This is a genomic window from Burkholderia sp. MSMB1589WGS (genome assembly GCF_001636105.1).
In the GTDB taxonomy this organism is placed as follows: Bacteria; Pseudomonadota; Gammaproteobacteria; order Burkholderiales; family Burkholderiaceae; genus Burkholderia; species Burkholderia humptydooensis.
Genome location: NZ_LNJT01000008.1, coordinates 899,189 through 911,459, shown reverse-complemented (window position 1 = coordinate 911,459; position 12,271 = coordinate 899,189). Strand labels below are relative to the sequence as shown.

Here is a 12,271-nt window from a genome sequence, read left to right as displayed (position 1 = left end):
CGGCCGGCTCACGCAACTTCCGTCGCCGCTGCGCGATGCCTGTCGCGCATCGCGATTCCCCACAGCACGACCGCGCCGCTCGCGAGCGTGAAGCCCGCGCACATCCACGCGACGGGCGCGAGCCCGAGAGGCAGGAACGGCGCGACGGCCTGCGTCGCGAGCGCCGCGCCGCCGAGCCCGAAGAACATCAGCAGTCCGGCCGCGCGTCCTGCGACGGCGGGCTCGGCCGCGAGCGCGCGCGCCATCGACGCCGGCCCGCGCAAGCCGAGCGAGCCGCAGAACAGCATCCACGATGCGACGACGAGCGCCGTCGAACGCCAATCGGCGTACGCGAGCAGCAGGAACGCGGCCGACGCCGCGAACTGCAGCAGCGCGCCGAGCGAGATGATCCGGTCGAGGCCGAGCGCGTCGGACCATTTGCCGCTGCGCGCGGCGGTCAGCATGAACGCGGCGACGCCGCACGCCTGCATCAGGCTGAACGTCGACGGCCCCGCGCCGAGCCAGATCTCGACGACCTGCGGCGCGCTCGCGACGAACGCGAGCAGCGCGGCGAAGCAGAGCGCGTGACCGAGCGCGTAGCCGAGATAGACGGGCGAGCGCAGCAACCGCCGATAGCCGCCCGCGCGCGCGTTGGCGCTCGCATGCGCGGGCGCGCGCGTCGCGCGAGCCGCGGGAATCGCGCGGAACACGAGCGGCGCCGCGACAGCGGACAGCGCGACGATGATCCAGAAGCTCATCCGCCAGTCGGCGACGACGAGGAGCGCCGCGCCGACGACGGGCGCGAGTCCCGGCACCGCGCTTTCGACGATGCCGAGCCATGCGAGCGCGCGGACCGCGCCGCCGTCGCCGAACGACTGCCGGACGAGCGCGGGGACGATGACCGTCGCCGCGCCCACCCCGAAGCCCTGCGCGACGCGCGCGCCGATCAGCGCGCCCATCGACGGCGCGAGCGCGCACGCGGCGCCCGCGATGAGTTGCAGCAGCACCGCGAACGCGAGCGTGCGGCGGTGCCCGAAGCGGTCGGCGGCGGCGCCCCAGACGAGCTGCGACACGGCGAGCGCGGCCGAGAACGCGGCGAGCGTCGCCTGCGCGCTTTCGATCGAGCCGCCGAGCTGCTGCGGCAGCGACGGCACGGCGGGGAGATACAGGTCGGTGGCGAGGAGCCCGACGGCGGTCAACAGGGCGAGCGGGAGGATCGATCGGAGAGGATGCATGCGTGAAACTGAAAGGACTTTGCCGGTTTGCGAGCGCCCGACGATATCACGCCGATGCGCGCGGCCGGGCGGCGCGTGTCGTGACGATACTGGGTCGCGAACGGCGTCACTGCGCGGGCACATGACGCGCGACCCGCACGAATTCGCGTTTTGGTCGAAACGCCGATTCGTCGCCGCGCGTGCCCGACCGATGCCGTCCCGGCAATCGCGCGGCGACGCATCAGCATGGCTCGCGGCGCTGACGCCGGCATCAGCATCAGTGCCAACGCCGCCGTAAGCAATTTGTTACATAATTTGAAATGATATAACATATCAAGCCCATCGCAGGCCGACTCGAGCCGGGCGCACACCGCAGCACCCGACGAACCGGCCGCCGATGTGCTCCGCCACGGGCCTCCATGCGCGCCGAAATTGATACGTTATATCGTTTCTCTATCGCCGCGCGATTCGACCCGTGATTCCGTCGACCTCGACACCACTACACCGATTACCGCAATGGATGACCACCGACGTATCGCGCCGCCCTTCGCCCGCAGGCTGCATCCCTTATCGCTGCTGCTCGCCGCGAGTCTTGCGCATGGCGAGACGGGCGCGCCGCCAGCCGACCGTTCGCCGAACGCGCCGCCCGAGACGGCGCTCGCGCCGATCTTCGTCACCGCGAACCCGCTTGGCGCATCGGCGCTGACTTCGCCGACCGCGTCGCTGTCCGGCGCAGAGCTGACGCTGCGTCGCGCCGACTCGCTCGGCGACACGCTGAACGGCCTGCCCGGCGTGTCGACGACGACCTACGGCCCGCTCGTCGGCCGCCCGATCATCCGCGGGATGGACGGCGACCGCATCCGGCTTTTGCAGAACGGCGTCGCCGCGTACGACGCGTCGTCGCTGTCATACGACCACGCGGTGCCGCAGGACCCGCTGACCGTCGAGCGCGTCGAGATCGTGCGCGGGCCGGCGGCGCTGCTGTACGGCGGCAACGCGGTCGGCGGCGTCGTCAACACGATCGACAACCGGATTCCGCGCGAAGCGGTCACGGGCGTCACGGGCGCGGTCGACGCGAGCTACGGCGGCGCGAACAACGCGCGCGCGGGCGCGGCGCTCGTCGAAGGCGGCAACGGCCGCTTCGCGTTCCATCTCGATGCGTTCAGCCGCGAGACCGACGCGTTGCGTATCCCAGGCTATGCGCATTCGGCGCGCCAGCGCGCGCTCGACGGCGAAGACGCAAGCCAGCCGTACGGCAAGCTGCCGAACAGCGACGGCCGCCGCTACGGCGGCGCGGCGGGCGGCTCGTACACGTGGGCCGACGGCTACGTCGGCGCGTCGTACAGCGGCTACGAATCGAACTACGGCTCGGTCGCCGAAACCGACGCGCGGCTGCAGATGCGGCAGGAGCGCGTCGCGGTCGCATCGGAAGTGCGCAATTTGCGCGGGCCGTTCTCGCAGTTGAAATTCGACTTCGGCTACACGAACTATCTGCACCGTGAAATCGAGGACGGCGTGACGGGCACGACGTTCCGCAACCACGGCTACGAGGCGCGCGTCGAGGCGCGTCACCGCAAGCTCGGCCCGCTCGACGGCGCGCTCGGCGTGCAGGTCGGCCAGAACACGTTTTCCGCGCTCGGCGGCGAGGCGCTCGCGCCGACGACGCGCACGACGAGCGTCGCGCTGTTCGGCCTCGAGGAGTGGCAGGCCACCGATGCGCTGAAGCTGTCCGCCGGCGCGCGGATCGAGCACGTGCGGCTCGACCCGAGCGCGAACGGCGACGACAAGTTCAGCTTCGCGCGCTCGCGCGATTTCAATGCGGGCAGCGTGTCGGCGGGCGCGCTGTACCAGCTCGCGCCCGCGTGGTCGCTCGCGGGCAACGTGTCGTACACGGAGCGCGCGCCGACGTTCTACGAGCTGTACGCGAACGGCCCGCACGGCGCGACGGGGCAATACCTGATCGGCCTGCCGGACGCGCCGAAGGAGAAGGCGGTGTCGACCGATCTCGCGCTGCGCTACGCGAGCGGGCCGAACCGCGGCAGCGTCGGCGTGTTCTACAGCCGCTTTCGGAACTATCTGGCCGAATACGACACCGGACGGCTCGTCGACGACGAAGGCGCGCCCGTGGCGGCGGGCGCCGGCGACGCGCTGCGCGAGGCCGTCTATCGCGGCGTGCGCGCGGAGTTCTACGGCGTCGAGCTCGAAGGCAAGTGGCGCGCGTTCGAGAAGCGCGGGCATCGCGTCGATCTCGAGCTGAGCGCCGACTATACGCATGCGCGCAACGCGGACACGGGCGAGCCGCTGCCGCGGATCGCGCCGCTGCGCGCGACGCTCGCGGCCGATTACGGCTACGGCCCGTTCGGCGCGCGCGCGCAGGTCACGCATGCGTGGGCGCAGCATCGGGTGCCCGAGAACGATCTCGCGACCGACGGCTATACGTCGCTCGGCGTCGCGCTGACGTACAGGTTCCGCGTTGGCGCGACAAACTGGCTCGCGTATCTGCGCGGCGACAACCTGACGAACCAGGACATCCGCTACGCGAGCTCGGTCGTGCGCAACATCGCGCCGCAGGGCGGGCGCAGCGTGACCGTCGGGATGCGCACGACGTTCTGAGCGCGCGCCGCGCGGGCACATCCGCCGCCCGTCCGCGCCCCTCTTCTGTTCGCCGGCGTTCGTTTGTAATATAGCGATCGCCGCGCGAAACGGCATGACCCCCTTCCGCCATTCCTTTTCGAGTCAAGAATGAAAAGAACAATCCAGAAAAGCTGGGCGGCGCTCGTGCCGCTGCTCGCCGCAGGCTCGGTCTGCGTCGCCGCGCCGCTGTGCCAGACCCAGAAGCTCGGCGCGCACACGTCGAAGATGTGCGTCGAGCAGACGCCGTTCAAGCACGACTACTACACGCTGTGGGTCGACGATTCGCCGATCTTCATGCTGCCCGACGACTACGTCGAGAAGGTCGCGCTCACGCACACGGTGCCGGAGGACGGCGCGATCGAGTTTCCGCTGTCGAAGCAGGGCACGCCCACCGTGACGATTTCGGGCGGTTGCGCGCCTGTCAGCGAGACGCAGGGCAAGGGCGCGGACGCGGTGAGCCTCGAGACCGGGCGCGTGTGCTCGTTCGACTGGGGCAAGGAGCCCGTCGTCAAGGATCTGCGCTTCAGCTTCGAGTAAGCGGCGCGACGCGATGCGGCGGGCGATGCGCGGCGTCGCCCGCCGCATTCGATCGCCGCGTCATTCCCAGTCGGTCTGCTCGGTGCGCGCGAAGATGTCCCAGCTCGCCATGAACAGCGCGGCGACGAGCGGGCCGATCACGAAGCCGTTGATGCCGAAGAGCGCCATGCCGCCGAGCGTCGAGATCAGCACGACCCAGTCGGGCATCTTCGTGTCCTTGCCGACGAGGATCGGCCGCAGCAGATTGTCGACGAGCCCGATCACGCCGACGCAGAACGCGACGAGGATCACGCATTTCCAGACCTGCCCCGTCACCGCGAAATAGCCGGCGGCGGGCACCCAGACGAGGCCCGCGCCGATCGCGGGCAGCAGCGACAGGAACGCCATCAGCGCGCCCCACAGAATCACGCCCTCGATCCCGAGAATCCAGAAGATCAGGCCGCCGAGCGCGCCCTGCACGGCCGCGACCGCGATGTTGCCCTTGACGGTCGCGCGCACGACGGTCGTGAACTTCGTCAGCAGATGCTGCTTGTGCGCTTCGTTGAGCGGCAGCGCGCGCCGCACGCGGCGGCCGATCTCGCCGCCGTCGCGCAACAGGAAGAACACGAGATACAGCATCACGCCGAAGCTCACGACGAACTGGAACGTGTTCTGCCCGATGCTGAGCGCCTGCGCGGCGACGAACTGGCTGATCGCGGCCGCGCCGTCGGTCAGCTTCTTCTGGATGCCGGCGATGTCGGTGAGCCCGTAGTTGTGCAGCACGCGATGCACGGAGCTCGGCAGCGCGTGCATGAACTCCTGGAAGTATTGCGTCATGTTCGGCTGCAGCGTCTTGATCTGCTGATACGCGTACGCGATTTCCTGCACGAGCGTCGCAGTCACGAACGCGAGCGGCAGGATCACGATCAGGATGATGAGCGACAGCGTGACGAGCGCGGCGAGATTGCGGCGCTTGCCGAAGTGCGCGGCGAGCCAGCGCTGCACGGGCTGGAACAGGATCGCGAGAATGGTTCCCCAGAAGATTGCGCCGAAGAACGGCGTCAATATCCAGCAAAGGCCGACGGTGACGACGAGAAGCAGCAGGTGGAAGAATTTTTGGTGATCGTTCCCGCTATCCATGATGTGCTCGGGGGGAGGATGGTTGATCGGACGGGCAAGCCGCGCCGCGGCGGCCCGCCGTGACGCATCGATTATGCCTGACGCGTGCGGCGCGGCGACCGTGCGTTGCCCCGCCCCGAGCGGATATCGTTCGGGCTGCGATTGAAAATGCCGCGGCGCAGGCGGCGCGCACGCGCGAGGCGCCGCGCCGCTACCGCCGGCGTTTCAGCTCAGAGCTTCAGGCGCGTGACCTTCGTGCCGTTGACCGACAGATCGCCCATCAGGCCGGCGTTGGTCAGCACGATGACTTCCACGGGTGCGGTTGCCGTCGTCGTGTCGACCGCGCCGTTCGCGCCCATCTTGACGAGCGCGACCGACGCGTCGGCGCCGGCGGCCCAGCCGTCCGAGTTGCGGAATTTGTCGAGCGAGTCCTGCGTCATGAACAGGAAGATGAGCGCCTTCGATTGCGCGCCCGCCTGCAGGCCGACCGACAGCGACGACGTGTTGTAGTAGCCGAGCGTCGCGCCGCCGACGCGCAGCGCGCCATTGCCGCTCTGGCCGCCGACGATGAAGCCCGCCTGCAGCACGTTCGGGAACACGAGCGCGCCGCGCGACTTCGAGACGAGTTCGCGCGAGCCCGGCACCGTCGAGTAGAGGCGCGACAGCGTCGCGTTCACGCGCGCATCGATCGCCTCCCGGGTCGACGCATTGGACGATGCGGTCGACGGCTTGTCGGGCGTGGTGGTGCAGCCTGCGAGCGCCAGGCTGCCGAGCACGGTCGCGATCGCGACCTTCATAACGAGCGTCTTGCGCATGATGCTTCCTCCATCTTGATGGTTGAACGTCGGGCGAGAGCGCCGCGCTTATCGACGCGCAAGGAGGATGCCTGCCGCGAACGCGAGGCCCGCGACGATGCCGACCGTCTGCCACGGGTTGTCGTGGACGGCCTGCGACACGCGCTCGGCCGATTGCCGCAGCCGGCGCGACGCGTGCCACGACGCGTCGTCGAGCGTGTCGCGCGCGGCTTCGAGCCGCCCGTGCAGGCGCTTGCGGAGCGCGTCGACGTCGACGTCCTCCTTCAGCAGCGCGTCGAGCTCGTCGACGAGCGAGCGCATGTTGTCCTTTACGTCGCCGTTCAGGTCGCGCGCCGCGGAACGCGCATCGCGCGCGAACCGGCGGCCGGCGCGTCGTGCTTCGGAGAGGCCGCGGTCGAGCTTGTATTCGACAGTGTCGGAAAGAGCCATGATGGTCGTTCTCCTGATGGTTGAAGGGAAAGTGTGCGGACGTTGCTCATGTGTGATCCGTTATCCGGCCCTGAGTTTCGCGCGGCGACGGCGGCAAGCCGTCGCCGCGGAGCCGAAGCCGTTGCGGGGCGGGGGGCGGCGGAAAATGCAACAGTTTGTGCGGCAGTCCGGCGCGGGAGCGGCCGCTTGCCCGAATCGGCGGCGGAATTTTTTACGTTTTATTGCGCCGTCGTTCGGTAAATGTGACTTTCTTCATGTGTCGACGGGCGTCGGGCCTTTCCTTTTTCTTCTTGTCCACGTCGTTTTCTACATCGTGGCGACGATGCCGCCGTTTTTCCGTCGTTGCATGGATGTCCAGGCGCGCTCGCGCCGAGGGCGAGCGGACGCGTCACTGCCACGGGCGACGGCTGTGCGCGGCCGCCATCTCCGCGCCCCGGCGCGACGCCGCGGCCGCATATTCGTCGGCAAGTGCGATGTCGATCAGCACCGGATCGTGATCGGACGAGCGATACGCGTCGGGCGCGTAATACGTGCGCTGCTGCTCGGCGGTCTTGTACGCGAGCGTGTATTGCAGGGCGATCGGCTCGTCCGCGTTGATGTGCCAGTCGTGCACCGCCTTCACGCGCCATGCGAGCGCGTTCGTCGCGAGCGCGTGGTCGAGATAGCCGGCCTCGCCGTTGTAGACGTAGCTGTACGCGCCCGCGCCGATCTTGCTCGACACGAGATTCACGTAGCCGCGCGATTCGAGCGCGCGAACCGGGTCCTCGTACGTGTAGCTGTTGAGGTCGCCGATCAGCAGCACGCCTTCGCTGTGCGCGCCGGTCGGATTGCGCGCGAGCCAGTCGGCGACCTTCGCCGCCGCGCGCGAGCGCGTCGCGTTCCAGCAGCCCTGGCCGTCGCCCTGATCGAGGTCGTCGCCTGTCGCGTCCGGGCAGTTCTTCGATTTCAGGTGATTCACGGCGACCGTCACCGCGCGCGAGCCGCCGATCGGCCGGAACGTCTGCGCGAGCGGCTGGCGGTTCCTGTCGTCGATCGCGAGCGTCGCCGCGTTGCCGACCGGCTTCACCTTGCGGCTGTCGTAGATCAGCGCGACCGCGATCGCGTCGCCGCCGAGCCGCGCGCTGCCCGGATCGACGACGCGCCAGTTGTCGCCGAGCTTCGCCGCGAGCTGGCGCACCGCGCTCAGCGGGCCGTAGCCGTCGTTCTCGATTTCCATCAGGCCGATCACGTCGGCATCGAGCGCCTTCAGCGCGCTGACGATCTTCGCGTCCTGCCGGACGAACTCTTCGTAGCTCTTCGCGCCGCGGTTGTTCGGATCGTCGAAGCCGTTGCCCGTGCCGTCGCCGTTGAAGTAGTTCAGTACGTTGAACGAAGCGACCCGCAGGTTCGCGCGCGCATCGCGTGCGGGCGCGCTCGTGCGCGGATTCGCGCTCGCGCCGAACGCCGGTGCGCGCGCGCCCGGCACCGGTTGCAGACGCCATGCGCCGTAGCGCATCTCGAGCACGCCTTCGACGTTGGCGACGGTGTAGCCCGCGCGCAGCGTGTTCGCGGCGGAGAGCGCCGGCGCCGGATACGGGACGGTCGCGGGATTCTGCTTGTTCGAGCCGTCGTCGAGGATCAGCCGGTTGCGCGCGTTCGCGTCGGCCACCGTCTTCGCCTGCGCGGGCGGCACGACGCTCGTCGGCGTGCGCAGGCGCCCGTTGCTGAGCAGCACGCTGCCGTAGCGGCCGAGCTCGTAGACCTCGGTGACGGTCAGCGTCTGCGGCAGCCGCACGAGCATGCCTTCATACGCGGCGAACGCGCTCGGGCTGTCGACGGGCAGCACGAGCGTCGCGGGCGTGACCGACTGGCCGCTCGCGCAGACCGCGATGGCGCCCGACTGCGTGAGCTGCGTCTGCCCGTATTTCTCCTCGACCTTGCCCGTCACGTGCACGAGGTCGCCCGCCTGTGCGCGCGCTTTCGGCGAGTAGACGAACAGCCCCTCGGACACGCCGGGCTGGTTGCGGCGCTGCGCATCGGCCTGCTGGACGAAAAAGCCGCCGAAGCCGTCGGCGCCGCCGAAATCGGCGGTGACGACAGCCTCGATCGACACGTTCTGGCCGGCGAGCGGGGAAGGCGCGCCGGCGCCCTGAATCTCGGAGATCGGCGTCGCGCTATCGCCGCAGTTCGTTCTGACGGGGGCGGCGGTGGCCGCGAACGCAGGTGCGGCGGCGATGGAGGACAGGAGCGGCAGTAAGGCGAGCAAGGGCGTTGGCGTGCGCATGAGGATGGTCCGTTGTGTGGGAATCCTGAAAGCTTAGTGATGCATGTTGACAGTTCTGCGTAAAGAATGGATGGGGATATGTAATCTGGCCAGGTTTTTTTCGGACGTGCCGGCGGCGCATCATCGAGGCGGATCGAGCGGAGCGTGACAGAACCGTTTCCACCGGCCGCGCGGAACGTCTTCGTGAGCGCGGCCCGTGCGCAATCTGTGCGATCGGCCGCGCGGCTTCGCGATGCCCGCGCGGCCGCCGATTCTGATGGACCGCCGCCCGCGGCCCGCTCAAAATAGAAGCGCAGCCGTTCCACGATCGGCGGCGCGGCGCGGCCGCACCGCGCGATTCCGGAAGGCGTCGTCATAGGAGGTGACGCAAATGAGTTACATGTTGTTGATCGTCGAACCGCGGGGCCAACGCGCGGCGCGCACGCGAGCCGAAGGCGAGGCCCTGTACGAGCGGATGCGTCATTTCGCCGGCGAGCTTCAGTCGCGCGGCGTGCTGATCGGCGCCGAATCGCTCGTGTCCGACGACAAATCCACGCGCGTGCTGGTGCGCAACGGCGAGGTGCGCCTTGTCGACGGGCCGTACGCCGAGGCGAAGGAAATGGTCGGCGGCTTCTTCCTGCTCGATGTCGAGACGCAAGGCGAGGCGCTCGCGATTGCGAAGGGTTGCCCCGCCGCCGAATGGTGCTCGGTGGAGGTTCGCGAGATCGGGCCGTGCTTCCGGTAAGCGCTCGCGAATCGACGCGAGCGGCGGCAGCCGGACATCGCATGCCCGGCGAGGATAGGGGTTTCCCCTGATTCTGCGCGCCCCGTGTCGAGCGGGGATCGCGTCGCCCGTCGTAGGGACAGGACGCCGGATCGCGCGTCCTGTCATCTTCGAAAGGAGAGAGCGATGCGTTTCATGATCATGGTGAAGGCCAATGCGACGAGCGAGTCAGGCGCGATGCCCGATGCGTCACTGATCGCCGCGATGGCGACCTATCACGAAGAACTGGCGAAGGCGGGCGTGCTGCTCGACGCGGCCGGCCTGCAACCGTCGTCGAAAGGCTGGCGCGTGCGCTACTCGGGCGGCAAGCGCGCCGTCATCGACGGCCCGTTCGCCGAAACGAAGGAGTTGATCGCCGGCTACACGCTGATCCAGGTGCGCTCGCGCGACGAGGCGCTCGAGTGGGCCCGCCGCTTTCCCGCGCCGTTCGGCGAGCGCGAGGACGGCGAGATCGAAGTGCGGCAACTGTTCGAGCTCGACGATTTCGAGCCGGGCGACGCGGTTGACCGGTTCCGCGAGCTCGAGAGCAAGCTCGGCTGACGATAGCGGCGGGAGCGACAGGAGACGGCAATGGTCCAGATCGTGGTGATCGCAGGCGCAGTGGTGTTCGCGCTGGCGCTGCTGCTGATGCTGTATGCGGCATCGCGCCCGGGTACGTTTCGCGTCGAGCGCAGCGCGCGGATCGATGCGAGCGCCGCGCGCATCTTTCCTTATCTGGCGGACCTGCGCCGCTTCAACGCGTGGAATCCCTACGAGCGCAAGGATCCGACGCTGCACGGCGAGTACGGCGCGGTGACGTCGGGCGTCGGCGCGAGCTATGCGTGGACGAGCGAGAAGGTCGGCGTCGGTCGCTTCGAGATCACCGAGCTCACCGAGCCGTCGCACCTGACGATGCGGCTCGATTTCGTGAAGCCGTTCGACGCGCACAACGTCGCCGAATTCACGCTGCGCCCGGACGGCGACGCGACGGTCGTCACGTGGGCGATGCACGGGCCGTCGCCGTTTCTGTCGAAGCTGATGCAGGTGTTCTTCAGCATCGACAAGATGGTCGGCACGGACTTCTCCGCGGGGCTCGCGAACCTGAAGGCGCTCGCCGAAGGGCGCGCATGACGGACGCTGCCATTCACCGCGCGATCGACGCCGTCTGGCGGATCGAGGCCGCGAGAATCATCGCGCATGTCGCGCGGCTCGTGCGCGACGTCGGCGTTGCCGAAGAGCTCGCGCAGGACGCGCTCGTCGCCGCGCTCGAGCACTGGCCGGACGGCGGCGTGCCGGACAATCCGGGCGCGTGGCTGATGACGGCCGCGAAGCGCCGCGCGCTCGATCATCTGCGGCAGAACGTGCTGCATGCGCGCAAGCGCGAGCAGATCGGCCTCGATCTCGAGGCGATCGGCGCGCACGTCGCGCCGGACGTCGCCGACGTGTTCGAGGCGGCGCGCGACGACGACATCGGCGACGATCTGCTGCGGCTCGTGTTCACCGCGTGCCATCCGGTGCTGTCGACCGATGCGCGCGTCGCGCTGACGCTGCGGCTGCTCGGCGGGCTGACGACGGGCGAGATCGCGCGCGCGTTTCTCGCGCCCGAGCCGACGATCGCGCAGCGAATCGTGCGCGCGAAGCGCACGCTGTCGGCGGCGAAGGTGCCGTTCGAGGTGCCGCGCGCGCCGGAGCGCGCGGCGCGGCTTGCTTCGGTGCTCGAAGTGATTTACCTGGTCTTCAACGAAGGCTATTCGGCGACGGCGGGCGACGACTGGATGCGCCCCGCGCTGACCGACGAAGCACTACGGCTCGGCCGCGTGCTCGCCGAGCTTGCGCCCGACGAGAGCGAGGTGCACGGGCTCGTCGCGCTGATGGAGATCCAGGCGTCGAGGATGCACGCGCGCGTCGACGCGCAAGGGCGCCCCGTGTTGCTGCTCGACCAGGACCGCGGCCGCTGGGACCCGCTGCTGATCCGGCGCGGGCTCGCCGCCCTCGCGCGCTCCGAGGCGCTCGGCGGCGCGAGCGGGCCGTATGCGCTGCAGGCGGCGCTCGCCGCGTGCCATGCACGGGCGCGCAGCGCCGACGATACCGACTGGGCGCAGATCGTCGCGCTCTACGACGCGCTCGCGCAGGTCGCGCCTTCGCCCGTCGTCGAGCTGAATCGCGCGGTTGCGGTCGGCATGGCGTTCGGGCCGGCGGCGGGGCTCGAGATCGCCGATGCGCTTGCGGCCGATCCGGCGCTCGCGCGCTATCACTGGCTGCCGAGCGTGCGCGGCGATCTGCTCGCGAAGCTCGGGCGGCGCGACGAGGCGCAGGCGGAGTTCCGGCGCGCGGCCGACATGACGCTCAATGCGCGCGAGCGCGAGATGCTGCTTGCGCGCGCAACGGAGCGGTGAGGCGGCGCGCGCGGGCGGCGCGCGGATAATCTGTTGTTCAACCGCCTCGCCCACAAAAATGCGGACAGGTTCCCGATACATGTCGAGCCGATTCACGTAGCCTTCCGCAAACCACCACCCCCTCACGCGAAACATCGACACGCAGCACATCATCACCGCGCCCC

General features: G+C 69.3%; 11 protein-coding genes. 6 read left to right on the top strand and 5 right to left on the bottom strand.

Annotation, left to right across the window (positions count from 1 at the left end):
- Positions 1–8: 8 nt before the first annotated feature.
- The gene (locus WT16_RS21815) at positions 9–1,214 is read right to left on the bottom strand and encodes an MFS transporter (RefSeq protein WP_043282924.1); all 1,206 of its coding nucleotides are present in this window, start codon (positions 1,212–1,214) and stop codon (positions 9–11) included.
- A 495-nt stretch (positions 1,215–1,709) separates the two neighbouring features.
- Between WT16_RS21815 and WT16_RS21810 the strand changes: the two genes are divergently transcribed.
- Together WT16_RS21810 and WT16_RS21805 are read left to right on the top strand one after the other, a co-directional pair.
- A complete protein-coding gene (locus tag WT16_RS21810) occupies positions 1,710–3,806 on the top strand; it encodes a TonB-dependent receptor (RefSeq protein WP_059928926.1) in 2,097 nt (698 codons plus the stop codon).
- A 129-nt stretch (positions 3,807–3,935) separates the two neighbouring features.
- The gene (locus WT16_RS21805) at positions 3,936–4,364 is read left to right on the top strand and encodes a hypothetical protein (RefSeq protein WP_006027970.1); all 429 of its coding nucleotides are present in this window, start codon (positions 3,936–3,938) and stop codon (positions 4,362–4,364) included.
- A gap of 60 nt (positions 4,365–4,424) precedes the next feature.
- On the opposite strand, the gene WT16_RS21800 is transcribed toward WT16_RS21805, so the two are convergent.
- The 4 genes from WT16_RS21800 to WT16_RS21785 form a co-directional block, all read right to left on the bottom strand.
- Positions 4,425–5,483: an AI-2E family transporter gene (locus WT16_RS21800; protein ID WP_015602527.1), complete on the bottom strand. Its 1,059-nt coding sequence runs from the start codon at positions 5,481–5,483 to the stop codon at positions 4,425–4,427.
- Between the two features lie 209 nt (positions 5,484–5,692).
- Positions 5,693–6,277 (bottom strand): YSC84-related protein, encoded by a 585-nt coding sequence (locus WT16_RS21795; protein WP_063534189.1) that lies wholly within the window; start codon positions 6,275–6,277, stop codon positions 5,693–5,695.
- Positions 6,278–6,325: 48 nt separating this feature from the next.
- Positions 6,326–6,706, bottom strand: coding sequence for a DUF883 family protein (locus tag WT16_RS21790; RefSeq protein ID WP_006027967.1), 381 nt, complete (start codon positions 6,704–6,706; stop codon positions 6,326–6,328).
- A gap of 388 nt (positions 6,707–7,094) precedes the next feature.
- Positions 7,095–8,969, bottom strand: a complete 1,875-nt coding sequence (locus WT16_RS21785) for an ExeM/NucH family extracellular endonuclease (RefSeq protein WP_063534188.1) — start codon at positions 8,967–8,969, stop codon at positions 7,095–7,097.
- Between the two features lie 370 nt (positions 8,970–9,339).
- On the opposite strand from WT16_RS21785, the gene WT16_RS21780 reads away from it, so the two are divergent.
- The 4 genes from WT16_RS21780 (at position 9,340) to WT16_RS21765 (ending at position 12,107) form a co-directional block, all read left to right on the top strand.
- Positions 9,340–9,693: a YciI family protein gene (locus tag WT16_RS21780; RefSeq protein WP_009915739.1), complete on the top strand. Its 354-nt coding sequence runs from the start codon at positions 9,340–9,342 to the stop codon at positions 9,691–9,693.
- Positions 9,694–9,858: 165 nt separating this feature from the next.
- A complete protein-coding gene (locus tag WT16_RS21775) occupies positions 9,859–10,272 on the top strand; it encodes a YciI family protein (RefSeq protein ID WP_015603484.1) in 414 nt (137 codons plus the stop codon).
- A gap of 30 nt (positions 10,273–10,302) precedes the next feature.
- Entirely contained in the window at positions 10,303–10,842 is a 540-nt protein-coding gene (locus WT16_RS21770; protein WP_006027963.1) for an SRPBCC family protein, read from the top strand.
- Entirely contained in the window at positions 10,839–12,107 is a 1,269-nt protein-coding gene (locus WT16_RS21765) for an RNA polymerase sigma factor (protein ID WP_015603293.1), read from the top strand. The genes WT16_RS21770 and WT16_RS21765 overlap by 4 nt, the downstream gene beginning before the upstream one ends.
- Positions 12,108–12,271 lie beyond the last annotated feature (164 nt).